The following is a 22,693-nucleotide window of genomic DNA, read 5'->3' on the forward strand; positions in this document are numbered from 1 at the left end:
GACGTTACGTCTACTTGATCCGTGGCGGACCGAGGACGATCATCTCGGCAATGGTGTGGTCCACCTTGGGCAGTTGGCGCAGGTTCTTGCCCACGAACTGCATCTCCAGCATGACCAGATCCTTGTACAGGGCGGTTCGGTTGACTACCGGTGCGACTTTGCCGTCCTTTTCATACTCCTCGGTCTGCTCCTGGCATCGATAACATCCCGGGAACTGTACCTGTTGTCCGTTGGGCTTGACCAGCAGATTGGGGACGCCGTGCATACGACAGATCATGAGCCGGTGCTTGTACAGACCGCAGATTCCCTGCTTTTCGTCGATGTTCAGCGGACACATGGTGTGCGGGCGTTCGCCGCGATTGAGGGCGGATTGCGCTTCCTCTACGTACTGCTGTGCCTTGGCCTTGATCGCTTCCAATTGGTCGGCGGGCAGTTCGTTGAGGCCTTCCCAAAGGTACGCCCACTCGATGTAGGTGTGGTGTTGGAAAAAGGTGAGACAGCAGTTGTCAGTGCACCCTTCACAGGTCAGTCCGATGGCGTCGGCTGCCTGCCCGTACTGGGCGACCATTTTATCGTATATGGCGGCTAGTTTGCGATATGCGGCCTTGGGAGTGAGCTTTTTCATGGTAGATTGATGGCTTCGAGAATTTGATCCACACATTCTTCCGGCGTGTGGCGGTCCGTGCGGACAACGATGTCAGCCGCGGCACGATACAGTGGCTGCCGTTCGTTGTAAAGATCGCTCATGCTCTTGCCCGGAGCAATGGCCAGCCCGCGGTTTTCCCCGTCACCGACGCGTTCCAGAAACGTATCCCGGTCGATATCCAGCATGACGATCTTGCCAAGCTCCTTGAGCCGGGCAACGGCCTTGGGGCCATAGATGACGCTGCCGCCGGTGGATATGACGGTCCGTGTCAGGCCGAGATCGCTGACCAGCGTTTCTTCAATACGAAGAAATTCGTCCAGCCCGAAGGTGTCCATGATCCCTTGCAGCGGCATGGCGTAAAAGGCTTCCATGTGGCGGTCAGTGTCGAGCTGTCCCCAGCCGAGGCGTTCGGCCAGTTTTTGCCCGAGGGTGGATTTACCCGCTGCCGCCATGCCGACGAGCGTGATGCAGGGTTGCGGGATCGGGTCCCGATCCAGAGGGGTGAATGCCATGATCAGTTCCTTTCGACCAGACAGACACGATCCTCGTCGTCGCGCTCGGTGACAAGCACGTTGACGTGCTGGGCGCCAATGGTTTCGACCTTTTTGCCGATGTAGTCGGCCTGGATGGGAAGTTCCCTGTGGCCGCGATCGACCATGACGAGCAGTTCCACGCGCTTGGGACGACCATAGTCGAGAATGGCCTCAAGGGCTGCACGGATGGTCCTGCCCGAGTAGAGGACATCATCCACCAGCACGATGGTCGCGCCTTCGATGTCAAACCCGATTTCGGAACAGTTGATGGTCGGAGCGAGTTCGAGATTGGTGGTCCAGTCGTCCCGGTACAGGTTGATATCGAGCTTGCCCAGGGGAACCTTGCGCCCCAGACGCTCGTCGAGAAGAAGTTTCAAACGTTCCGCCAAATCGGCTCCGCGTCGCTGGATACCGAGTATGGCGAGGTTCTCGTCGTCGCCGTTACGCTCGTGTACTTCAAGCGCCAGACGCTCCAGCGTCCGGTTCATTTCCTTGGAATTCAATATGGTGCCGCAATCTTTCATATGTAATGCCTCTTGTTGCCCGGGGGCTGATTAGCAAAGGGAGAAAATATCCTATGCTATAATGTGGGTCAACACTATCGGCGAAAAGTAGCCATTTTCGATTTGACAAAGCCGAATATAGGTCTTACCTCTTCTATTCCCGACCACCCATAGGAGGAAATTAGCAAATGTTTGAATTGACCGAAGCTGCAGCGAAGCAGCTTGAAGGCTACTTCCAGGACAAAGAAAAATCCCCCATCCGCGTTTATCTTGCGGCTGGCGGTTGAGCAGGCCCTCGCCTGACCCTGGCTCTGGATGAGCCTAACGATAAAGACGAAGTGTTAGAGGCCGGTGGATTCACCTTCCTCATCGACAAAGAACTTCAAGCCCAGACCGGCAAAGTGAAGATCGACATGACCTACTACGGTTTTGTTGTTGAATCCGAAAACCCGGTTGGCGGTGGCGGCGGCTGCTCTTCCGGCTGCGGCACCGATAGTGGTGGCGGCTGCTCTTCCAGCGGCTGTTCCTGCTAACCTGCGAGTACTTGCTGAACGAGTACAGCGTATGGAAATAAGAAGGGCGACACTCTGTTGAGTGTCGTCCTTTTTTTACCATAATTACGCTTTACAAAGAATGATTCCTGGCTATACTCGTTCAACTTTGAGTCCAAGGAGCGTGAATGATCAAGGTGTCAGAAGCAGCCATGCAGGGGCTGGCAACCTTTTTTGAAGGAAAGGATGTCAGGCCTATTCGTATACAGTTTGCAGAAGATGACTGTAACGGGTCCGGCTTGCTGTTGACGCTTGACGACTATTGCTCGGGAGACAAATACGTCACCTACAACGATCTGACGTTCCTGATCAATGAACGTCTGGCTGAAGCGGCAGGAGATGTCTACATCGACACCAGTACCACCGGCTTCAGCGTTGACTGCGAAAAACCGGTCAACAAGCGGTACGAACGAACCTATGGTTCACGCGACTGCGGCAGTTAAGCCGGCTCCTTCTTTTTTCTCCCATATCCTTATCTTATACATCACACGGTCTTTGCGAACCCTGCCTTGGCAAAGGTGAACTGTCCTGCCTGAAGCAGGGCGATCTCGTTTTCCTTGGATGATATCTGACGATACTTTTCGTCATCCGGCAGTGCCGAATTCCATACCTGTGCGATCTCGGAGCGAACCACGCTGATCCTGCGCTCGATCTGCTCCAGCGAGAACGTGCCGTTCTTTATCGGTTCGATGGCTGCTTCCTTGAACGCCGCGATGGCCTCCTCGGAGAACTCCGTCACATCACCGAGCAAGCGCTTTGCTTCGGCTTGTGCCACTTCCCTGAGATGCATCTCGAAACTGGTGCCTCCTGTCCGGGCTTCATTAAATTCAATATACATGACCGACCCTCCCTGGTGGCTGTGTATGCTTCCCTTATCGGACGAATTCTCCATTTCCTTTATATGAAGGACGCTTGTCAGCTGCTTTTTGAGCGGCCGATTCACCACTTGTACGACACGAAAAAGGCCCCCTGATATCAGGGGGCCTTGTCGTGTTCGAGGCAGGCGTCGTAGGCGGCAACAGGTGTCGGCCTAGTCCGGAGCTGTGCTCATCACGTGAGACAACTCTTCGATCTTTCCATGCTTGAGGCGGTAATCGTACAGGGCGGCCATGTCCTTATAGACCTGGAAGACCTGGAAGAAACCGTGCCAGTGAGCGTAGTCCGGTCCGTTCATGGCGGCTCCGTGACGAGCGCGGCGTCCGCAGTGGTGCCACAGGAAGTACATCAACTCCTGGAAGCCGTCAGACCACGGGTCCTCGCCCAGGAGATTCTTCTCCTTCAGCACGGTCTTCATCTCAACTGCCTTGTCCCAGTATGTATTGTACAGGGCAACGCTGTTATCGAGCAGGTCGCGCTGGACATTGGTGTGGGTGGTCGAGTGGCAATTCTTACAGACGGCGCGCATCTTCTTGTCGCCTTCCATGCCGTTGCCGCGGGTGCCGGAGCGGATCTCGGAGCGGGCATGGACAAGGTCCCACTTCAGGCGGTCGGCCACGTTATGGGTGGTGCTCAACTCGCCTATGCCGGACATGTGACAGACGGCGCAGGTGGGTGCATCGTAGTCGCCCGGTTCCCAGGTGTCGGGAGCGGCTTCAAAGTTCCACTTCTCACCATGGGCGTTGTAAATCTGGCCGTGCTTGGATTCTTCGTAAATCTCGATTTGCGGATGATCCGGCCCAAGGTGGCAGGAGGCACAGGCTTCGGGCTTGCGCGCTTCGGCTACCGAGAACTGGTGACGAGTGTGGCAGACGGTGCAAGTACCAACGGAACCGTCGGGGTAGCGGGTGCCAACGCCGCCGGGCCAGGTCTCATTGATGGGTTTGTTGTCCGGGCCAAGCTCCACCTTGGTGCCGTGGCACATCTGGCAGCCGGAAGCGCGTGCAGCGCGATTGGGACCGGAGCCGAGTTCTACGCCGAGGAATTCAGCGCCTTCATTGTGGTACATGAGCGACTGAAATTTGGGCACTTCCAGCAATGGACGGCCTGCGCCCATGGCATGGTTGGATTCCAGGAACTGCTCCACTTCACGAGGGTGACATCTGGAGCAGGTCTTGGAAGAGACCATGGGGGACGTGTAGATATCGGTTCCCCTCAAACCTTCACACTGACTGGCCATGGGGGAGTCCTTTTCCACGACATGACAGTCGTAGCAGGAGACCGTTGCATGGCCCATTTTGCCGTTTTTCCAGTTCTCGATGATACCGGGTGTTTTTTGGGAGTGACACTCGATGCACGATTTGGCTTCCTTGGTGTAGCCCCTGTGCACCACGAGCCTTTTTTTGCCGAGTTCAATCCCCTCAAGTTCTGCGGCGGCTTGCGCCTGTCCCGCGAATATGAGGGTCATGCAGCAAACGAATCCGGCGACGAATAACGTACCGAAGACCTTTTTCATAAACCTCTCCTACTCTTTGCCTGCGACTTGCGGGCTTTGCTTAAAATAGTTGTTGATTTCCGTGACCATGTTCTTGTGGCCGACATGCTCGTGGCAATCCACGCAACGTTTGTCCAGATCGCCGATGAGGTACTGCCTGTGCGCGAGAATACCGCTGGTCCTCATGCCCTTGGGCTCGAGGTTCACGTGGCATTTTCTACAGGCATTGTCGTAGGTGAATTCGCGCCGGAACTTGGCGCGTCCAGCCCAGTCGTACGTATAGGGGTCGATGATCATGTTCATGATGATGTCCCGAGTCCCGGTGTACGCCTTGGCGGTCACATACTCCACAAAACCGCCATGCGGCAGGTGACAGTCAACACATTGCGCTTCAAGGCCTTTGGCGTTGGCTCCTCCGTGTGTTTCTTTTTTCCATGCAGTTCTGAATGGTGTCATTACGTGGCAGGAAACACAGAATTCATCCGTATTGGTGACCTGGATCATGTAACCCGAGGCCAGAATCACGGTTATGGTGAGCACAACTCCCACAAGCATGCCTGGCAACAGCTTTCTGCTCAGTCGCTTTTCACTGTCTGCCATTCATACATCCCTTGCTTTTGTTGAACGTGTCATGTGCGACCGATTGATGCCGCCAGCCCCCAGCCAACCTCGTAATTTCAGTCGTTTGTCATGGACGACGATTGAAATGATGGCTGTGCAAGAACAAGTTTCATGCCACCTTGTGGTGTTTGCCGGGGCAGGAGATGAGCCTTGGTATCAGCGGGTTTCACGCTTGGTGCAAAAGATGGGGCGGGATAGATGAGAAAATGTTGTCATTTATTTATGACATGTGTCATGTAAATTAAACATACTGTTTGTTATTCATGACACACGCACGGAATCACGCGAGGGAAGCATGGACAAGGGACAATTCACAATCCGAAATCGACTGGTCTGGCCGCTGGGACTTGGTTTTCTATGGCTGATTTTCCTACTGGTGCTCGCAATATGGTCGGTGCAGGCCGAGCGAGAGCACGTGATGCGAATGGCCGAGCGGGAAGCCAAAGCGTTTTTTCAGCAGGTTGTCGTGACCCGCTCCTGGAACGCGGCCCATGGCGGCGTGTATGTGCTCGCAACGGATTCCAATCCACCCAATAAATATCTGCCGGTCGAGGATCGGCTGGTCGAGACCGTTGATGGTCGTATGCTAACCATGATCAATCCGGCCTACATGACCCGTCAGATATCTTCCATCGCCAATGAAGACCATCAGGTACAATTTCACATCACCAGCCTTGATCCCATTCGACCCGAGAACAAGGCTGACGAGTGGGAATCCGGTGCTCTGACGGAATTCAGCAGCGGGGGACGGGAAAAGTTTGAGCTGGTGCAGACCTCTGGCGGCCAGCAGTTCCGGTACATGGCGCCACTCGATGCCGAAGAGCGGTGTATGAAATGCCATGCCAAATACGGGCATGACGGTCGCGACATCCTTGGCGGTATTTCCGTATCATTTTCAGCAGCCCCACTTGTCGAGACCCGCAAGAGTTCCGTTGCCCAGACCCATCTGGCGTTCACCATGATTTTTCTTGTGGGATTTGTGGGGATATGCGGCTCCACCTATCTCGTGCAGAAAAAGCGCGACGAAGCTGAACGGGCCAACAGGACGAAATCCATATTTCTCGCCAACATGAGCCACGACATGCGCACGCCGCTCAACGGCATCATGGGCATGACCGAACTGATGCAGCAGAAGGGATTGAGCCAGGAGCAATCAAGGTATGCGGACATGGTGCGCCATTCGGCATGGACCCTGCTTGAAATCGTCAAGGACATCACGGATTTCTCCCGCCTTGAGTCGGGCCGTATGGACTTGTCGGCAGTGACTTTTGATGTTCGTGAGATGCTGCATGAAACCCTTTCGGTCTTTCGTTACGAAACCAGCTCCAAGGGGCTGGAACTTTCTTCCATCGTCGCCCCCAATCTGCCGAACAAACTGAAGGGCGACGTGTTCCGTCTTAAGCAGATCCTCACCAATCTGGTCGGTAACGCCGTGAAGTTCACAGATCATGGCAAGGTCTCGGTGCGAGTCTTCAGGGGGGCATCTCCCGAAGGGGCCAATCCTGATCTTGTACGTATGCGTGTCGAAGTTGAGGATACCGGCATCGGGATACCTGTCGAGGAGCAGAAGGGGATTTTCGACAGCTTCCGGCAGGTGGATGATTCCTATGCCAAAAAGCATGAAGGCTCCGGCCTCGGCCTGACCATCTGCCGCCAGTTGGTTGAAATGATGGGCGGCTCCATTGCCGTGGAAAGCGATCCGGGCAAAGGATCGGTCTTCTCTTTTGATGTCTTGGTGGAAGAAGCATTGGACGATGTCGAAGGGCTGGAAGATGAAGTGTCTTCTGATGAGATTCCGGCCACACGTCCCCGTCAGATACTGGTTGCCGAAGACAACATACTCAATCAGACCTTTGCCCAGGAGATACTGGAAGAGGCCGGTCATCCCGTCGTCATAGTCGAAAACGGTATCGAAGCGTTGGAAGCCCTCCGCAATGCGGATTTCGACATGGTGTTCATGGACGTTCAGATGCCGGACATGGACGGGCTGGAAGCCACTCGTCGCATACGTGCCGGAGAAGCAGGAGAGCACGCCAGGAATATTCCCATCGTTGCTGCCACGGCATTTGCCGTGCGTGGCGATTGTGAGAAGTGCCGCGAGGCCGGAATGAACGGGTACGTGGTCAAGCCCATGCAGAGCAGTGATCTGCTCCGGGCGGTGGCGATGTACACCTGCGAAGACGAGGAACTGAATTGTGAAGTGATTGTGGGTGATGTGAAAGGAAGCGAAATGACCATCGATATTGATGCTGCACTGAAGCGGCTTGGCGGTCGCCGGGAACTCTTTGACAAGCTGGCGGCGAAGTTCATGGAAGATGTTCCGTTAAAGATGGACGATCTGGGTCAACGCATAGCCGAGGGCGACATGGATGATGTGTTGCGCCTGGCCCATGGCATCAAGAATTCCGCTGGTATGATTCAGGCTAACTCCATGGCCGAGGTGGCGCTGGATATGGAAATGGCGGTACGGGAAAATCGCCTGACCGAGATTCCCGAGTTGTTCGATAACCTGCGACTGGTTTCGGACAAGGCACTGGCAGCGGTGAAGCGCTGTCTGGAGGTGTAGCGTGTCCCGCATCTTATTAATCGACGACGAACCCATGATGCATGTCCTGTTCGGCGATGTTGCCGCAGGGCTTGGACATCAGCTGGATACTGCCGAATCGTTGTCCGAAGGATGGGCCAAGGCCAGAAGCGGTGAGCACGATGTCGTGTTTCTTGATGTGCTGCTGCCTGACGGCAACGGTATCGAGGAATTGCAGCGCTACAAATCGTTGCCTTCATCCCCGGAGATTATCGTCATCACCAGTTACGGTGAATCGACGGGTGCGGCCACGGTGCTGGAGCAGGGGGGATGGGAGTATCTGACCAAGCCGCTCACCGTGGACAAGATTGAACAGTCCATGCGCGATGTCATTACTTACAGACTGAACAACCACGGCGCGGTGAAGCCGTCATCACGCCCGTCAGATATTATTGGCTCAAGTCCCAAGCTGCTCGAATGCCTGAGTAAGATCGACGAAGCGGCCAGCCTTGATGTGGCGACCATGATCCACGGGGAGACCGGCACCGGTAAGGAATTGTTTGCCAAGGCGGTCCATGAGCGGAGTAGTCGCTCCTCTCGACCGTTCGTGACGCTGGACTGCGCCGCGCTTTCGCCCACTCTTATCGGTTCCCAGTTGTTCGGCCATGTTCGCGGAGCGTTCACCGGGGCGGACCGTTCCCGGGAAGGGGTCATTGCCCAGGCGCATACGGGCACGCTGTTCATGGATGAAATCGGGGAGTTGCCACTGGAGATGCAGGCGTCCCTGCTGCGGGTTCTGGAAACCGGTCGGTATCGTCCTGTGGGGAGTCAGCGCGAGCGGGAATCGGATTTTCGACTGGTTGCTGCCACCAACCGTGATCTGGAAGAGATGAGTCGACTTGGTCTCTTTCGGAGTGATCTGCTGTACCGGCTGCGGGGTGTGACAGTCTCTCTGCCGCCACTGCGAGAACGGCCGGAAGACATTGAACCGTTGGCCCGGCATTATATCGATCACGCCTGTGAAGAGATGGGCGGCGGCCCCAAGGATATCAGCGATGAATTCTGGTCCACACTGGCCAACTATCCGTGGCCCGGCAATGTGCGCGAATTGAAACACGCTGTTCGCCGTGCTTTGGCTGCGGCACAGGATGGGCCGGTCATCTATAGTCGGCATCTGCCCACGCAGATCCGTATCAAGGTTGCGCAGCAGGGATTGGAACCTGCCGTGTCGCCGGTGCCGCGTGCCGAGGCGGAAGGGCATCCCATGCCCAAGCTCAAGGATTATCGAGACAAGGCCGAGCGTGAATATGTGGAGTTGCTTCTGGAACGGACCGACTCAAGCATGAAACAGGCGGCGAAAACAGCCGGAGTCTCTCGCGGCTATCTGTACGAACTGATCAAGAAACACGGGCTGAAACGGTAATCAGCGATTGAGCGCGGCCTTGAGGTACGCTCGCCCCAGCGGGGTGTCGCCGTAGACCTCGGCCCAGTGCAGGTAAACCAGCTTCAGATACTTGGTGTGGATGAATGCGGCGTCAGCCAGTCGGTTGGCAACCACCTCGTCCGGTAAGGTAGTGATGGCGTCGTGCAGTGACTTTGCGCGATGCACGGGGCGGTGTGCATCGTCGATGGCTTTACTCCCTGCTATGCCCATGCGCTCCCGTGTACCTTCGTCATCCAGCAGCCGACAGGCGGTTTCGATCAGTTGGTCCATGTCATCGGGCGGATAGGTGGCAAGGTGTTCGCCATCCGTGAAAAGCTGCGATTGGCCGTTGCCGATGGCCGGGGTGAGCAGGCATGAGCCGCAGGCCAACGCTTCGAAAACCCGGAAATTCAGATCTCCCCGTTCAGCGATATTCAGCACCACCCGCGCCTTGGGAAACAATTCGCCGAAGTGGCCGGAGCGCACTTCCAGATTGGGGAACCGGCTTTTCAGTTCCTTGAGGAATTCGTACCGTTCTGGCGTTGTCTCCTTGTCCACACTCCCCGCAAACAACAGGTCCCATTCCTTGGCGACCGGTTCTGTGGGCGGTTGCAGGTCGCGTAGCGGATAGGGCGGTAGCCAGATAACTTGATCATCCCGTAATCGTTGCCGAAAGCGCGGCAGATGATCGCGCAGGCTGACCAACGCCAGATCGAATCCCTGTGCATACATGGGATACCATGAGTGGATGTGTGAATCGATGGCGTAAAAGGCCGTCAGGCAGGGGAAGCGCTCTACGCCGAGCAGGGGCGGGGGAAAGCTCCGGTCTGCATATATGACCATGTCGGGCTCACCGCCCACACGGTCGACGATCTCCTCCCAGCGCAGCAGGTCCGGCTCGGTCATGGGGATATGGGTAACGGAATAACCCAGATCAGCGAATTCGTTTTTGAAGTAGATGCCGCCTATCCAGGCCACTTTTTTAGGATTCACGATATTCCCCTTGCAGATAACCGATGAAATCTTCGATGCCCGCTTTCTGGCAGGATACGTAATTCGCCACATAGCGGGCATGGCTCATGGGTATGCCGTACACGTTGTACTGAGCATCGGCTCCACCAAAGGGCCATCCGAAGTGAGCGGCTATGTGCGGATTGATGGGCTGCTCGAATTCAGGGAATGGATCGCCCAGCGCGTCGAGGACCGCTCTGTCCGGAGGCGTCATGCCCAGATGGCGCAGTACCTCCGTGGCCGCATGGTCCATGAGTCGGGCGTTGGGATGATTTACGGTGTTGAAGAGGCGGTGCTGGCCGTGTTCGTTTTCAATGATGTCCACATACTTGATCGGCGTGTGTGCTTCGCGCTGTTGTTCCTGCGCGATGGTCTGGTGCAGCAGTGCATTCAGGTCAAATTTTTGGGACAGGTTGGAGCGAAGGTAGAGCAGGACGGTCTCTTCGTCGGGCAGGCCCATGTTGATGATGTCGTCCAGGTGGGTGCAGCGGTAGTTGAATCCCGGCTTTCCGTTCCAGAAGGGCCAGTATCCGGCAAAGAACATGTTCGGGATGCAGAGACTCTTGCAGTCTGTCTTAAGTTTGCCCAGCAGGGTGTCGGAAGCAAGCTCTCCCCAGTTTGCGTTGAGATACTGATACAGAAACAGATCGCACCGCTCAAGGAGGCCGTCCGGGATCGCTTCACGGGTGTAATTGGTGATGATCCGGCATTCGTATTGATCGGTAAATTCCGGGGAAGCGTTGAGCCGTGCCAGTAGTGGTTCGCCCTGACAGTTGGCGTGCAGTATGCAAAGTCGTTTGTTCATGATGTCCCGGAACCTGTTGAAATATCCACTCTTCGACGCGATCAAAGAAGTACCACGGATGCCCATGCCCATCAATACCGCTGCATCGTCTAGTTTACACTTCACGTGCAAGGGTGTATCTGTGCTGCGACAAATCACACAAAGACCATTGAGGGCATATAATGCGAAAGAAATTTGACGATATCGTTGCGGCCGTTGAACCGCTGGATCACTCCCTTGCCGCCGTGGGGCAGGCTCATCTTGACGACCTGACCAAACCCAAGGGCAGCCTGGGTAAACTGGAAGATCTGGCTCTTCAGTTATTCCTCATTCAGGGTGGCAAAGCGCCCCAGGCCGATCCCATGCGGATTTATACCGTGGCCGGTGATCATGGCGTCAATGATGAAGGTGTTTCTGTCTTTCCGCAGGAAGTCACCCGCCAGATGATCCTGAATTTCCTGAACGGCGGCGCCGGAATCAATGTGCTGGCGAAGACCGCCAATGCGCAACTGTATGTTGTTGATGCCGGTTCCTGTGGCGGTGGGTATGACGAGCATCCCTACCTTATTCAGGAAAAAGTGGCCCAAGGCACGGCCAACCTCGCTAAAGGCCCGGCCATGACAGAAGAGCAGTGCCTCAAGGCGTTGCTGCTCGGCGTTTCCTTGGCCGACCGTGCCCACGCCGAAGGTGTCAAGGTACTGGGGACCGGCGATATGGGTATTTCGAACACCACGCCGTCCACTGCCCTCTACTGTGCCTACCTTGGCCTTGAGCCGGAGATCATTACCGGTCCCGGAACCGGTCTGGATGCCGAAGGGGTCGCCAACAAGGCTGCCGTTATTCGCCGTGGACTTGAGGCCAACCGTGAAGCTGTTGCTTCGGGTGACCCTTTGGCAATCCTCGCAGGACTGGGTGGACTGGAAATCGCCACCCTTGCAGGGCTGATTATCGGTGGTGCGCGGAACAAACAGCTTGTCTGTGTGGATGGTTTCATCTCCACCGCTGCCTATGCCGCTGCATGGAAACTCTGCCCCACGGTCAAGGAATACTGCATCATCAGCCATGTTTCAGCCGAACCCGGACACCGTGATGCGGTTGCCGCCATGGGCATGGAACCGTACCTTGATCTCGGCTTCCGTCTGGGCGAAGGAACCGGTGGAGCGTGCGTCATGTATCTGGTGCGCAGTGCTGCTGATATTTACAATGATATGGCAACATTCAGTGCGGCCGGGGTTTCCGAAGCCGTTGAGTAAGTGGCTGTTTTCGGTCGCTGCCATCCAGCAGTGAAAACAAAAGGGCGACATGTGATCATGTCGCCCTTATTTGTTGCGTATGGATAGGGAATGGCTGGATCGGGTTAGAATCCATGCTCCCGAAGATAGTCCATGGTGATGCCTGTCTTTTTGGGTTCCGATTCCTCGGCCACCCACGGCTGGACCATGCGTTCGACGTACTTGCCGATGACATCGGTTTCCATATTCACCTTGCGGCCAGCAGTCCATTCGGCAATGGTGGTCGCTTTTTGTGTTTCAGGGATGATGTTCACCTCAAGCCATGTGGGACCGCAGTCATTGACCGTCAGCGAAATGCCGTCCAGCGCAATGGACCCCTTGGGAATGACGTACTTGCCGTGGGCAGCGTCGAATCCGAGCTTGTAGATGTTGGATTCACCGGCAGGACGCACTTCAAGCACATCCGCAAGGGCATCGACGTGGCCGGACACGATATGGCCGCCGAACCGGTCGCCCATGGCCATGGCCCGTTCAAGATTGGCCTTGCTGCCTATCCTGAGTTCCCCCAGGCTGGTGACGGACATGGTCTCACGACTTGCATAGGCGGTGAACCAGTTGTCGCCGAAGGTCTCCACTGTCAGACAGACGCCGTTGACGGCAATGGATTCGCCCAGTTCGATCTCTGGCAGGTCGAATAATGTCTTGATGCGGAAACGGGTTTCGGCTCCGCGGTTTTCAGCCGCTTCGATGCGGCCCATTCCCATGATCAGTCCTGTAAACATGGTATTCCTCGCAATATGTATTGTTGGGAACGAGTAGTATCAGGGAGCGGGCTGGGTGTAAATTGTCGTTTCACCCAAATACTGTTTCAGGATCGTTGAGTACATGGGCGAGTTGCGCACCGAGTCGCATGCTATCTGCATTCGCTCCACAAGGGAGTCCGGCAGGCTGCGGCTCAGCGCAAAGTACACACCCCATGGCGGTTGCTGGTAGACGACCCGAAATCGGTTTGCAGGAATGTGCTTGGTTTTAGCAATATACTCAAAGGCTATCCGGTCGAAAAAAACCAGATCGAGCCGACCGGCCATGAGTTTGTCTATGGCAATCTCAGGTGAATTGAGAATATCGAGATAGAGTTTATTCTTGTGGCTTTGGAGCAGTGAGATTTCCGCATACCCCTTGATGACACCAATGCGAAGGCCGGACGTATCTTCCAGGCTGCTTATTTTCTTGTCAAAGTTATCAAGACCAATCAGTACAACGCTGGTGGTGAGAACCGGGCCAACCCATTTGAAAAGGGATTCTCGTTCCGGAGTGCGGATAGTTGAAAAAAGGACTGTTACCGAACCCTGAACTGCCATTTCATATGCTCGCGGCCACGGCAAAAAATCAATGGGTTGCTCTTCCACTCCCATGTTTTTCAACATGGCGAACAGAAAGTCGGTCACCAGCCCTTTGGATTCATGGTATTCCTTGTAATTGTATGGTCGGTAATCTTCTGAAAGATAGCGCAGATCAGCGGGTGTCAGTGAGGGGTCGGCCATGCAGGGCAGGGCCATACTCAGCATCCATATAAGGGCGGCAAAAAAGGCGTATCGCATAGCACCCTCCCTTTGCTCTTGTTCCCCCATAACCATGGTGCATCAAGGGATCGGCAATATCAATAGCCAATCCGAACAGCATTGGTATTTCTAAAGGATGCTCAGTTTTGGCTCATAGGCCTATTCTGCGTCCGGTTCGACGGGGCGCATGACCATCATCATGTCAGGGCCTGACCGTTGGGTCTTGATAATGCGGAAGTTTCGGGTCTGGCTCATGCTGATGTTTTCACGTCCGCTGAATGCGCTTGGAGCCTGGTCGTCGCCCAGAATGCGGGGTGCGATGAATTGGACCAGCTCCTGCGCCAGGCCGGATTCCACGCACTGCATGGCAAAGCGACCGCCGCCTTCGATCAGTGTGTAGTAACACTGGAGTTCATCGCGGAGGCGCTCGAATCCCTGCTTGAGGTCCAGGTCGCCCGTGGTTCCTCCAAGGGGCCAGACACGCGCTCCCAGCTCACGAAGAGCATCGGCGTTGGTGCTTCGGGCCGCTTCTTCCGTGGTGAAAAAGATTGCCTGATCGGGGCGGTCACGGAGCAGCTTGAATTCTCCGGCTTTATCCGGAAGTCGTGAGGTCACGATAACACCGAAGGGCTGCCGAAAGTCTTTTGGCAATTCATCCTGTCGACAGGTGAGGCTGGGATTGTCTGCTCTGAAGGTTCCGCCGCCGACGACTACCGCATGGACCATGCCGCGCAGGTCATGGACACGGGCAAAGGATTCGGCAGAAGAGACCGGCTCGGGTACCATGTGCCGTGATGCGATCTTCCCATCCAGGGTGGTGGCCATCTTGACGATGTTGAAGGTGCCGGCGGTGTTCTGCCAGTGGAGAAAGTCGGCGATCATGTCGCGGCATTCGTTCTCAAGCACGCCTTCGGTTACCTGGATTCCGTGTTCCCTGAGCTTTTCAATGCCGCCGGCAGCTATCGGGTTGGGATCACGGGTGCCGATGACGACACGGGTAATGCCCGCCTCGATAATCGCCTCGGTGCAGGGAGGTGTCTTGCCGTGATGATTGCACGGCTCGAGCGTGACGTACATGGTCATGCCGCAGGGGTCGAGCTGGCGTTCGCGGGCGGCAGCCAGACATTCCCGCTCGGCGTGGAGTGCACCATATTGCGTGTGCCATCCCCCGGCGACCACTTCCTCGCCCTGTCCGTTGTCGGCAACCAGTACTGCCCCGACACACGGATTGGGTGCGGTCGGGCCACGTCCTTTCGCTGCCAGGTCCAGGGCGCAGGCCATGAATCCTTCGTCGTTAGAGGAATTCACCCGGCATGTAGACATAGTTCACTCCGGCTTCTTCAAGCATCTGTTCGGACAGCTCGTCAGGATAGTTGTCTGCAAAGTAGATGTTCTTGACTTCACAGTTGATCAGCATCTTGGTGCACAGGATGCACGGCTTGGTGGTGCAGTATATGTCGCATCCGGTCAGTTCGAGACTGTGGGTCGCGGCCTGGATGATGACATTCTGCTCGGCATGCAGGCCACGGCAGAGTTCATGCCGTTCTCCGGAAGGAATCCCCATTTTGTCACGGATGCAGCCGACATCGGCGCAGTGAGCTATGTTGGTGGGGACACCGTTGTAACCGGTGGCAAGTATGCGTTTTTCTCGTACGGCAATGGCGCCGACAGCCCGTCGGGTGCATGTGGAGCGTTGTGCCACCAGATGGGCGATCCGCATGAAATATTCGGGCCAGGGGAGTCTCTCGTCCATGATTTGTTCCTCTCGCGTTCTGGCGTGGTTGTGCGATACAGTCGCTTATCACTTCTCGCGGTGAAAAGAAATGGCCGAAATGGTGTGCGGCAATCAGAGGGAAGGCACGAAATAGCGGGAGATGATTCGTTTGTACTCGTTGTCGTTATCGTCCGAACGCTTCATGTCTTCAAGGGCATCCTGGAACTGTTGTATGGTCTGGTCGCTGGTATGCAGGTTGAAGGCAATGTACAAATCCACGCTGTCTATTTCATTGAGGACGACGTAATCGTGCGGGTCCAGCCCCTCGTGTGCGATCAGATGGAATGCCGGAGTAAGGGCAAAGACCAGAACATCTATGGTGTTACCTGCCAGTTGGCGGATGGCTTGGTCCGTGGTGGGGATTTGCCGGACTTTTTTGGACGGGAATTGCTTCCGGTATTTTTGTTCCGGTACACTCTGAGCCACGGATCCGACAATCAGATCGGAACTGTTCACTGATTTCAGCTCCTCCAGGCGACTTTTTTTGACGATCAAACCGAACCGGGTGGAGTACACCGGCCCTACCCACTTGAAGTGTTTTTCCCTTTGCGGGGTTCTGCCGAGGGCGGGACAGATGGAGTTTTTCGTCTGGCGGACCTGCTCATAGGCTGTTTTCAACGGAAGGGCGATGACCGTGTCGACACTATGATTGGTACGGCGCAGCAAGGCATCGAGAATTTCGCCTGCAACGCCCTTGAGCCTGTTGTTCTCCACAAATTTAATGGGGGGAACCGTATTGGTGAAAACAGTGAAAGCCTCAGCCTGCGCCGAGGAGACAGTAAAAAGCAGAACCATGATCGCAGCCGGGATATGACGTAGCATTTTAAGCATGCGGGGGATTTTCGTCGTTCCCTGTCTGCAAGTCTAGTTTCTTATTCTATTTATAACGGCGCAATATTTTCGCCATTGGTTTGAAGTACCCCGACCCGGGGTACGGATCAGATGCCTCAACCGCCCCCGCCGCAGCCACCCATGGGAGGCATTTGGGGCATGGAAGGTGTCTTGCTGCCACTGTCTGCCTGAACAGAACAGGCGCTCATGAGTTTCTCTACATTCTCGGATGCGCATTTGGGACAAGGAGGCAGTGCCGTGCTGGAGAACACCAGTTCTTCAAACTCGTTGCCGCATTCTCTGCATGTGTATTCGTATATGGGCATAATGTTTCCTCTGTGTTTAAATGGGTTGGATTCTACCAAATTGATGCTTGTATTGCAGTTGTCAAGTCGGGCTGTTGCACTTGTCGCACATGTTTGTGCAAAAAATAGTGCATCCAACTGCACAAATCTCTCGAATTAATAAAAGTCCGATATATGTTTTAGTAGTAAAAACAGATTGTTAATGTGTTTGGCACGCGCTGTGCTTCTATAGTGGGCAAGAAGACACACACACTCTCTTCTTCCTGATTGCATGAACATATAAACTGAGGAGCACATTAATGACTAAAAAAAGTATCATCATCACCGCGCTGGCGGCAGTTCTGACCCTCTCTCTCACGGCAATGGCTTTTGCCGGCCCGGGTTACGGACGCAGCGGATGTGGCGGCCCCGGCGGCAATGGTGGTTCATACGGTGGTCATGGCACCTACAATCACATGACAGGTCAATAGGCCTGAATTGGTTAAAAGCAAGAGAAACATTTTTTAAAGCAAGGAGCACACAATGACTAAGAAGAACCTTACTATCACCGCTTTGGCAGCAGTTCTGACTCTTTTCATCTCCGCAATGGCCTTTGCCGGTCCCGGTTACGGACGCGGCGGCTGCGGCGGCCCCTACGGCGGCAACGGCGCATACAGCCAGTTGACCCCTGAAAAGCAGGCTGCAGTGGATACCATCGTTGAAAAGTACAACAAGCAGTTCGAGGAGCTCCGCACTCAGATGTGGACCAAGCACTCCACCCTGCAGGCAATGGTCAATGGCGGCCAGGCTGATGAAGCAAAGATCGGCAAGCTGACCAAGGAAGTGACCGAGCTTCGCGACCAGATGTTCGAGCTGCGTACCCAGATGTCTACCGAACTGGAAAAGGAAACCGGACTGACCGGCTTTGGTGGACGCGGACGTCATCACCAGGGATTCCACGGCGGCGGTAATTATGGTGACTGCCCCGGTCTTCAGGGACAGGGTCGAGGCCACGGTTACCACGGTGGTGGACGCTACTAGCAACATTTCCGAATACCCCGGAAAACAGGATAAGAACGGAGCTGGCATTCACGGGGAATGCCACTCCGTTTTTTTAAATATAATAGACCGCATCCAATAATGATTACAGCACGATATTCGGAGTCCGTAATTGGGAGATTACGCTAATACACACTTAAAGGAGACTTCCGATGTTGCGCAAGATCACTTCCCTGACAAGCTTTTTGGCCCTGATCATCACGTTGGTGACAAGTGTCATTTTGTATATCGTCCCACAAGGCCGCGTGGCCTATTGGGCGGATTGGCATTTGATGGGCCTGTCCAAGGAGCAATGGGGCGATATCCACATCACGGTCGGAACACTGTTTCTGGTCATGCTGTTCATTCACCTCTGGCTGAACTGGAAACCAATTACCGCCTACATGAAGAATCAGGCCAGAGAAATGGTGGTCATGACCAAGCCCATGATTATCAGTGTTGCCCTGACAGCGTTCGTTACGGTCGGTACGTTGCTGGGGCTTCCGCCCATGCAGCAATTGATCGATCTTGGGGCTTCCATAAAGGATGGAGCCGTGGCGACATATGGTAATCCTCCGTATGGTCATGCCGAGCTGAGTCCGCTGAAAAAGTTCTGCGGTTTCCTCGGTTTCGATGCAGAAAAGGCTCTGGCGGCCCTGCAGCAAAAAGGGTACGGTCCCGACATATCCCTGCAGACGCCGGTGAAGGAGATTGCTGCCTCAAAGGGTGTCAGCCCTCAGCAGGTGCTTGATGATATCCGGGTTGCTCTGGGCGAATCCATGGATCCGTTTGCGGCGATGCCAGCCACGCCACCGGAAGGAACCGGGAAGCTCGCGCTGGCTGACATCTGCAAGACATTCGGACTGCCCCTGCAGGAGGCGGTCGCCAAGTTGAACACACAGTCCATCAAGGCCGACGGCGCATGGACGATGAAAAAAATAGCTAATGAAAACGGGATGAATCCCAAGGAAGTCTACGACGCCTTGCGAGCCACCCCATAGTGAGAACGGAATGGAAGTACACGCCATAAGTAAGGAAAAAGGACCGCTCATCGCCCTTGTCCTGGCGCTTATCGTGCTGGGACTGGGCAGTCTCTATCTGACCTGGCGGTCTATTGCGCATCAGCGGCAGATCGTCGAGGACCACATGATCATGACTGGGTCCTCCATTCTGCGTGGCGTGGATAACAACCTGACCCGGTTGATGCGTTCCCTGCGCATGAATCCCAAGGCGGCACCGCTTTTCCCGACCATGGCTGAAGAGCTGTTCACCGAGCTTGCCGCTTCCGAGGATATCCGTTTTATCACGTTGTACAGTGTTGACGGGAAGCCCATTGTCACCTCCGAAGAGGACAAGACCAAGCCTACTATCGAACTACCTTCCAACGTCACTCAGGACGTCGAGGTCGGACTGGTCTGGCACGTCATGGCCGAATTCAACAAGCACAGCGTGCTGATATCCGGTCTGAAAGTACCCAATCCCATGGCCGCTCTGGTTCAGGGCAAGAACCCCCGTGGCATGATGGGCCATGGCATGATGCAGGGCCGGGGACACGGCGGCAATCGTGCGCAGGATGTCCCGGATGTATTTCTTGTCGTGGGCTTCAACGCCGAAAAGCACTTTGCCCAGTTCCGTCAGTATCGCCGTGCGGCAACATATCAGACAGGTTATGTTTTTCTGGCAGCCGTTGTCCTTTGGTCTCTGGCCTTTGCTTATATGCGTCGCCGGGGTGAAGGCCGAAAGCTGATGCGCATGGAGCGCTTCCAGAACAAGCTGCTCGACAATATGCCCGATGGTCTGGTCACCGTTTCCGGATCGGGTGAGATCACGGCCGCCAACCATTCCGCCAAGCGACTCCTTGCCCCGGCCGATCAGGAAGGGGAACACGAAATTCTCGGTATTCATTGGAATACCCTGCCTTTTGCTGAAACCAATGGTGATGGTACGGCCGATGCTCCACAATGGCAGCAGTATGATTATCAGGGACGGCAACTGGAAATTCTTTCACTGCCCTTGCAGGCCAACGGTGAGGAGAAGACGTCCGAGCTGGGCCAGCGACTGGTCCTGATTCGCGATCGAACCGAAATCCGTTCCCTTGAGGAAGACCTGCACGAAGCCAACAGGCTCGCAGCCATCGGTTCGCTTGCTGCCGGTGTGGCCCACGAGGTGCGCAACCCCTTGAGTTCTTTGCGCGGATTTGCGCAACTGTTTGCCAACAAGCTCAAAGGGCAGCCGCCGCTTGATCAGTACGCGACCACCATGGTTCAGGAGGCGGATCGCCTCAACCGAGTGGTGACGGACCTGTTGTATCTGGCCAAGCCGCGCCAGCTCGACCCTGTTGCCGTGGATCTTTCCGCTGTGGGCGAGTCGCTCAGACAGCTTATGCGGTTCGATTTTGAGAGCAGGGACACGGAGTTGGTCTTTGATTTCGGGCCGGAACCGGCCCACGCTGATCAGGACGCATTGCGCCAGATACTGCTGAATCTTATTTCCAACAGTCTTGACGCCATTACCGGCTGCACGGACTGCGACAAGCCCGGCCACATTATCTTGACCTCCGAGCACACAGGTGACGGGGTCTGGATTACGGTTGCCGATGACGGCCCGGGAATGCCTGAGGACTTTGGTGACGAAGTGCTCAAGCCTTTTGTGACCGGCAAGAAGACCGGCACCGGTTTGGGGCTTGCCATTGTTCAGAATATCATGCGCGCCCACAAGGGGAAGCTGGAGTTGGATTCCAGACCCGGTGAGGGCATGACCATTCGATTGTTTTTCCCGGATGGAGAATAGGCGAAGTATAAAATTGAGTCGGAACTGTATTTTTTCGTTCCGGCTGATATGATCGAAGCCAATCACACGAAATGAAGTCACCTGCGAGATGCCGGAGGCACCAATGGAAGAAAGAATAGTACTGATTGTTGATGATGAACCCGGACACCGGATGATGGTTCGCGCCGTTCTGGAAGATGACGGGTGGATGGTTCTGGAGGCCGACTCCGGCGAACAGGCGTTGTCTGTCCTCGCCGAAGAAGCGGAATCCTCGACATTCCCCGATGTGGCCATGGTCGACATGAAAATGCCCGGCATGGACGGCATGCAGCTCCTCAAGGAGTTGCAGGTGCGTTGTCCCGGTATGCCCGTTGTGCTGCTGACTGCGTTCGGTAGTGTGGGCAGCGCTGTGGATGCCATGAAAAAGGGCGCTTTCGATTATCTGACAAAGCCCGCCGATAATGACGAACTGACCGCCGTGCTCGGCAAGGCGTACGAATATTACAAGCTGGTGAAGGAAAATACTCGCCTCAAAGCGCAAATGGGCGGTGAGGCCGACTTTATCGGGGACAGCCCCGGTATCCAGCGTGTGCGCGATCTTGTGGCCCAGGCTGGGCCGACCGAGGCTACGGTCCTGATTCTCGGACAGTCCGGTACCGGTAAGGAATTGATTGCCGAAGGGTTGCATCAATCCAGTAATAGGGCCAATCGTCCGCTGATCAAGGTCAACTGCGCGGCGTTGCCCGACGACCTGCTGGAAAGCGAACTCTTCGGTTACGAGAAGGGCGCATTCACCGGTGCGGTCAAGGACAAGCCCGGACGATTCCAGCTCGCCGACGGTGGCACGCTCTTTCTCGATGAGATAGGTGAGATGCCTGCTGCCTTGCAGGCCAAGCTGTTGCGCGCCTTGCAGGAAAAGACCGTGGAGCCGCTGGGGTCCGTCAAGACCATCAAGGTCGACACCCGGATCATTGCTGCCACCAACCGCAACCTCAAGGCCGAGGTCGAGGCAGGGCGTTTTCGCGAAGACCTGTATTACCGGCTCGCGGTGCTTGAAATCCGTATCCCACCGCTGTGCGAACGCAAGGAAGACCTGCCTCTGCTGGTCAGTTTCCTGCTGCGGCGACTGGGTAACAAGAACAACAAGATCATCCGCACGGTGACCCCTGCATTCCTGGATGCGCTCTCCGGCTACGACTGGCCGGGTAACGTGCGTGAGCTTGAAAACGTTCTGGAGCGTGCGCTCATCCTGTCGCGATCGGATGCCCTTGGTCCGGACCTGCTGCCGCCACAGGTGACAGGTGCTCGCGAAGCTGCCATCGACATGAGCAACGGCATGGAGCCTGCGCCACACGCGTCTTCCTCCATGAGCACGCCCGCGTCATTGGAAGAAGCCGAAAAGCTGGCCATCATGCGCGCTCTTGAAGAGAACGGCAACCACCGTGAACGAACAGCCGACGCGCTGGGAATCAGCCGTCGGACCTTGCAGTACAAGCTCAAGAAGTTCGGACTGACCCGTCGATAGCAGACATGGACAAGCTCACCATCGAAACCTTTGTTCTCGGCCCGGACGAGACAAACTGCTACCTGCTCAGCGTGGGCAGGAAAGCGGTTGTCATCGATCCGGGCATTGCTCCTGACCGGCTCATCGAGCGTATTTCGGAGCAGGGACTGCAATTGCAGCGTGTTCTGATCACGCACTTTCACCTCGACCACATCGGGGGCGTCAAGGAACTCATCGCTGCCCATCCTGCACCGGTCTATGGCAGCTCCAAGGATCTCTTTCTCAAGGAAATATCCCTTGAGGGTGGCGGAATAAGGGAGTTCGTGGAGTACCTCGACTTTCCCCTCAGCCCTCTTGAGCCGGGAAAAACGACGGTGTTGGGCCAGCCGGTTATCGTTTTGCCCACGCCCGGTCATACGCCCGGCAGCCTGTCCTACTTTTTCCCGGCTGCCGGTTGCGTGTTTGTGGGCGACCTCATTTTCATGATCGGGGTCGGGCGGACCGATCTGCCTCGCGGGTCCGGTCCCGAGTTGATCGGGTCCATTCGATCCCGCATTTTCAGCCTGCCGGATGAAACCCGTATCTATTCGGGCCATGGTCCCATGACTACCGTGACCCATGAAAAAGCCAACAACCCGGAGTTTCAGCGCGGGGTGTAATCTCCTATCTCTCTTTTTTTATGCATTTACTTTCTTTTCATGATATGCCCGAATGTAACGAGTACATATCAGG

General features: G+C 55.5%; 25 protein-coding genes. 11 read left to right on the forward strand and 14 right to left on the reverse strand.

Going from position 1 to position 22,693, the window contains the following annotated elements; translation table 11 throughout:
• Window positions 1-10: 10 nt before the first annotated feature.
• The 3 genes from DPRO_RS12860 to pyrR are packed head-to-tail and all read right to left on the reverse strand — an operon-like array spanning window position 11 to window position 1,703.
• Window positions 11-625, reverse strand: a complete 615-nt coding sequence (locus DPRO_RS12860; protein WP_097012415.1) for a hypothetical protein — start codon at window positions 623-625, stop codon at window positions 11-13.
• On the reverse strand, window positions 622-1,158 hold the full coding sequence (gene thrB / locus DPRO_RS12865; protein ID WP_097012416.1) for a homoserine kinase: 537 nt from the start codon (window positions 1,156-1,158) through the stop codon (window positions 622-624). The genes DPRO_RS12860 and thrB overlap by 4 nt, the downstream gene beginning before the upstream one ends.
• Before the next feature lie 2 nt (window positions 1,159-1,160).
• Window positions 1,161-1,703 carry a bifunctional pyr operon transcriptional regulator/uracil phosphoribosyltransferase PyrR gene (gene pyrR, locus DPRO_RS12870; RefSeq protein WP_097012417.1) on the reverse strand — a complete coding sequence of 181 codons (543 nt, stop codon included), beginning with the start codon at window positions 1,701-1,703 and terminating at the stop codon, window positions 1,161-1,163.
• Between the two features lie 167 nt (window positions 1,704-1,870).
• On the opposite strand from pyrR, the gene DPRO_RS20505 reads away from it, so the two are divergent.
• Both DPRO_RS20505 and DPRO_RS12880 read left to right on the forward strand, forming a co-directional pair.
• The gene (locus tag DPRO_RS20505) at window positions 1,871-2,215 is read left to right on the forward strand and encodes an IscA/HesB family protein (RefSeq protein ID WP_232005581.1); all 345 of its coding nucleotides are present in this window, start codon (window positions 1,871-1,873) and stop codon (window positions 2,213-2,215) included.
• Between the two features lie 146 nt (window positions 2,216-2,361).
• On the forward strand, window positions 2,362-2,676 hold the full coding sequence (locus tag DPRO_RS12880; RefSeq protein ID WP_097012419.1) for a heme biosynthesis protein HemY: 315 nt from the start codon (window positions 2,362-2,364) through the stop codon (window positions 2,674-2,676).
• Window positions 2,677-2,717: 41 nt separating this feature from the next.
• Here DPRO_RS12880 and DPRO_RS12885 read toward each other — a convergent pair whose 3' ends face one another.
• The 3 genes from DPRO_RS12885 to DPRO_RS12895 form a co-directional block, all read right to left on the reverse strand.
• Window positions 2,718-3,071 carry a hypothetical protein gene (locus DPRO_RS12885; protein WP_097013745.1) on the reverse strand — a complete coding sequence of 118 codons (354 nt, stop codon included), beginning with the start codon at window positions 3,069-3,071 and terminating at the stop codon, window positions 2,718-2,720.
• A gap of 192 nt (window positions 3,072-3,263) precedes the next feature.
• Complete coding sequence (locus DPRO_RS12890; protein ID WP_097012420.1) at window positions 3,264-4,625, reverse strand: multiheme c-type cytochrome; 1,362 nt, start codon at window positions 4,623-4,625, stop codon at window positions 3,264-3,266.
• Between the two features lie 9 nt (window positions 4,626-4,634).
• Window positions 4,635-5,204 carry a cytochrome c3 family protein gene (locus DPRO_RS12895; RefSeq protein WP_097012421.1) on the reverse strand — a complete coding sequence of 190 codons (570 nt, stop codon included), beginning with the start codon at window positions 5,202-5,204 and terminating at the stop codon, window positions 4,635-4,637.
• Window positions 5,205-5,520: 316 nt separating this feature from the next.
• On the opposite strand from DPRO_RS12895, the gene DPRO_RS12900 reads away from it, so the two are divergent.
• Complete coding sequence (locus DPRO_RS12900) at window positions 5,521-7,791, forward strand: ATP-binding protein (protein ID WP_097012422.1); 2,271 nt, start codon at window positions 5,521-5,523, stop codon at window positions 7,789-7,791.
• Between the two features lies 1 nt (window position 7,792).
• Window positions 7,793-9,172: a sigma-54-dependent transcriptional regulator gene (locus tag DPRO_RS12905; protein WP_097012423.1), complete on the forward strand. Its 1,380-nt coding sequence runs from the start codon at window positions 7,793-7,795 to the stop codon at window positions 9,170-9,172.
• Here the strand turns inward: DPRO_RS12905 and DPRO_RS12910 are convergent, their stop codons facing one another.
• On the reverse strand, window positions 9,173-10,165 hold the full coding sequence (locus tag DPRO_RS12910) for a glycosyltransferase family protein (RefSeq protein WP_097012424.1): 993 nt from the start codon (window positions 10,163-10,165) through the stop codon (window positions 9,173-9,175). It lies immediately after the preceding gene.
• Window positions 10,155-11,093 carry a WcbI family polysaccharide biosynthesis putative acetyltransferase gene (locus DPRO_RS12915; protein ID WP_232005582.1) on the reverse strand — a complete coding sequence of 313 codons (939 nt, stop codon included), beginning with the start codon at window positions 11,091-11,093 and terminating at the stop codon, window positions 10,155-10,157. The genes DPRO_RS12910 and DPRO_RS12915 overlap by 11 nt, the downstream gene beginning before the upstream one ends.
• Window positions 11,094-11,149: 56 nt before the next feature.
• Here DPRO_RS12915 and cobT point away from each other — a divergent pair, with 56 nt between their 5' ends.
• Window positions 11,150-12,220, forward strand: coding sequence for a nicotinate-nucleotide--dimethylbenzimidazole phosphoribosyltransferase (gene cobT / locus DPRO_RS12920; RefSeq protein ID WP_097012425.1), 1,071 nt, complete (start codon window positions 11,150-11,152; stop codon window positions 12,218-12,220).
• A gap of 104 nt (window positions 12,221-12,324) precedes the next feature.
• Here cobT and DPRO_RS12925 read toward each other — a convergent pair whose 3' ends face one another.
• The 6 genes from DPRO_RS12925 to DPRO_RS12950 form a co-directional block, all read right to left on the reverse strand.
• Window positions 12,325-12,981 (reverse strand): riboflavin synthase, encoded by a 657-nt coding sequence (locus DPRO_RS12925; RefSeq protein ID WP_097012426.1) that lies wholly within the window; start codon window positions 12,979-12,981, stop codon window positions 12,325-12,327.
• 39 nt (window positions 12,982-13,020) lie between these two features.
• Window positions 13,021-13,800, reverse strand: coding sequence for a substrate-binding periplasmic protein (locus tag DPRO_RS12930; protein ID WP_157917476.1), 780 nt, complete (start codon window positions 13,798-13,800; stop codon window positions 13,021-13,023).
• 120 nt (window positions 13,801-13,920) lie between these two features.
• On the reverse strand, window positions 13,921-15,084 hold the full coding sequence (gene ribD, locus DPRO_RS12935; protein ID WP_097012428.1) for a bifunctional diaminohydroxyphosphoribosylaminopyrimidine deaminase/5-amino-6-(5-phosphoribosylamino)uracil reductase RibD: 1,164 nt from the start codon (window positions 15,082-15,084) through the stop codon (window positions 13,921-13,923).
• Window positions 15,056-15,514 carry a deoxycytidylate deaminase gene (locus DPRO_RS12940; RefSeq protein ID WP_097012429.1) on the reverse strand — a complete coding sequence of 153 codons (459 nt, stop codon included), beginning with the start codon at window positions 15,512-15,514 and terminating at the stop codon, window positions 15,056-15,058. The genes ribD and DPRO_RS12940 overlap by 29 nt, the downstream gene beginning before the upstream one ends.
• Window positions 15,515-15,607: 93 nt before the next feature.
• The gene (locus DPRO_RS12945) at window positions 15,608-16,357 is read right to left on the reverse strand and encodes a substrate-binding periplasmic protein (RefSeq protein WP_157917477.1); all 750 of its coding nucleotides are present in this window, start codon (window positions 16,355-16,357) and stop codon (window positions 15,608-15,610) included.
• Between the two features lie 125 nt (window positions 16,358-16,482).
• Entirely contained in the window at window positions 16,483-16,692 is a 210-nt protein-coding gene (locus tag DPRO_RS12950) for an FmdB family zinc ribbon protein (RefSeq protein ID WP_097012431.1), read from the reverse strand.
• Window positions 16,693-16,970: 278 nt separating this feature from the next.
• Here DPRO_RS12950 and DPRO_RS20070 point away from each other — a divergent pair, with 278 nt between their 5' ends.
• The 6 genes from DPRO_RS20070 (at window position 16,971) to DPRO_RS12975 (ending at window position 22,620) form a co-directional block, all read left to right on the forward strand.
• Window positions 16,971-17,141 (forward strand): hypothetical protein, encoded by a 171-nt coding sequence (locus tag DPRO_RS20070; protein WP_157917478.1) that lies wholly within the window; start codon window positions 16,971-16,973, stop codon window positions 17,139-17,141.
• Between the two features lie 52 nt (window positions 17,142-17,193).
• Window positions 17,194-17,691, forward strand: a complete 498-nt coding sequence (locus DPRO_RS12955; protein ID WP_097012432.1) for a Spy/CpxP family protein refolding chaperone — start codon at window positions 17,194-17,196, stop codon at window positions 17,689-17,691.
• A 170-nt stretch (window positions 17,692-17,861) separates the two neighbouring features.
• Window positions 17,862-18,689: a DUF4405 domain-containing protein gene (locus tag DPRO_RS12960; RefSeq protein WP_097012433.1), complete on the forward strand. Its 828-nt coding sequence runs from the start codon at window positions 17,862-17,864 to the stop codon at window positions 18,687-18,689.
• 10 nt (window positions 18,690-18,699) lie between these two features.
• Window positions 18,700-20,478 (forward strand): two-component system sensor histidine kinase NtrB, encoded by a 1,779-nt coding sequence (locus DPRO_RS12965; protein WP_097012434.1) that lies wholly within the window; start codon window positions 18,700-18,702, stop codon window positions 20,476-20,478.
• A gap of 103 nt (window positions 20,479-20,581) precedes the next feature.
• Window positions 20,582-21,982, forward strand: coding sequence for a sigma-54-dependent transcriptional regulator (locus DPRO_RS12970; RefSeq protein ID WP_097012435.1), 1,401 nt, complete (start codon window positions 20,582-20,584; stop codon window positions 21,980-21,982).
• Between the two features lie 5 nt (window positions 21,983-21,987).
• Window positions 21,988-22,620 (forward strand): MBL fold metallo-hydrolase, encoded by a 633-nt coding sequence (locus DPRO_RS12975; protein ID WP_097012436.1) that lies wholly within the window; start codon window positions 21,988-21,990, stop codon window positions 22,618-22,620.
• Window positions 22,621-22,693 lie beyond the last annotated feature (73 nt).

The sequence above is a fragment of the Pseudodesulfovibrio profundus genome (genome assembly GCF_900217235.1).
In the GTDB taxonomy this organism is placed as follows: domain Bacteria; phylum Desulfobacterota; class Desulfovibrionia; order Desulfovibrionales; family Desulfovibrionaceae; genus Pseudodesulfovibrio; species Pseudodesulfovibrio profundus.

Coding starts and splice junctions, on each gene's coding strand:
- DPRO_RS12860 (WP_097012415.1), bottom strand. CDS start 625: ATGAAAAAGCTCACTCCCAAGGCCGCATATCGCAAACTAGCCGCCATA.
- thrB (WP_097012416.1), bottom strand. CDS start 1,158: ATGGCATTCACCCCTCTGGATCGGGACCCGATCCCGCAACCCTGCATC.
- pyrR (WP_097012417.1), bottom strand. CDS start 1,703: ATGAAAGATTGCGGCACCATATTGAATTCCAAGGAAATGAACCGGACG.
- DPRO_RS12880 (WP_097012419.1), top strand. CDS start 2,362: ATGATCAAGGTGTCAGAAGCAGCCATGCAGGGGCTGGCAACCTTTTTT.
- DPRO_RS12885 (WP_097013745.1), bottom strand. CDS start 3,071: ATGTATATTGAATTTAATGAAGCCCGGACAGGAGGCACCAGTTTCGAG.
- DPRO_RS12890 (WP_097012420.1), bottom strand. CDS start 4,625: ATGAAAAAGGTCTTCGGTACGTTATTCGTCGCCGGATTCGTTTGCTGC.
- DPRO_RS12895 (WP_097012421.1), bottom strand. CDS start 5,204: ATGGCAGACAGTGAAAAGCGACTGAGCAGAAAGCTGTTGCCAGGCATG.
- DPRO_RS12900 (WP_097012422.1), top strand. CDS start 5,521: ATGGACAAGGGACAATTCACAATCCGAAATCGACTGGTCTGGCCGCTG.
- cobT (WP_097012425.1), top strand. CDS start 11,150: ATGCGAAAGAAATTTGACGATATCGTTGCGGCCGTTGAACCGCTGGAT.
- DPRO_RS12925 (WP_097012426.1), bottom strand. CDS start 12,981: ATGTTTACAGGACTGATCATGGGAATGGGCCGCATCGAAGCGGCTGAA.
- DPRO_RS12930 (WP_157917476.1), bottom strand. CDS start 13,800: ATGCGATACGCCTTTTTTGCCGCCCTTATATGGATGCTGAGTATGGCC.
- ribD (WP_097012428.1), bottom strand. CDS start 15,084: ATGTCTACATGCCGGGTGAATTCCTCTAACGACGAAGGATTCATGGCC.
- DPRO_RS12940 (WP_097012429.1), bottom strand. CDS start 15,514: ATGGACGAGAGACTCCCCTGGCCCGAATATTTCATGCGGATCGCCCAT.
- DPRO_RS12945 (WP_157917477.1), bottom strand. CDS start 16,357: ATGCTACGTCATATCCCGGCTGCGATCATGGTTCTGCTTTTTACTGTC.
- DPRO_RS12950 (WP_097012431.1), bottom strand. CDS start 16,692: ATGCCCATATACGAATACACATGCAGAGAATGCGGCAACGAGTTTGAA.
- DPRO_RS20070 (WP_157917478.1), top strand. CDS start 16,971: ATGACTAAAAAAAGTATCATCATCACCGCGCTGGCGGCAGTTCTGACC.
- DPRO_RS12955 (WP_097012432.1), top strand. CDS start 17,194: ATGACTAAGAAGAACCTTACTATCACCGCTTTGGCAGCAGTTCTGACT.
- DPRO_RS12960 (WP_097012433.1), top strand. CDS start 17,862: ATGTTGCGCAAGATCACTTCCCTGACAAGCTTTTTGGCCCTGATCATC.
- DPRO_RS12965 (WP_097012434.1), top strand. CDS start 18,700: ATGGAAGTACACGCCATAAGTAAGGAAAAAGGACCGCTCATCGCCCTT.
- DPRO_RS12970 (WP_097012435.1), top strand. CDS start 20,582: ATGGAAGAAAGAATAGTACTGATTGTTGATGATGAACCCGGACACCGG.
- DPRO_RS12975 (WP_097012436.1), top strand. CDS start 21,988: ATGGACAAGCTCACCATCGAAACCTTTGTTCTCGGCCCGGACGAGACA.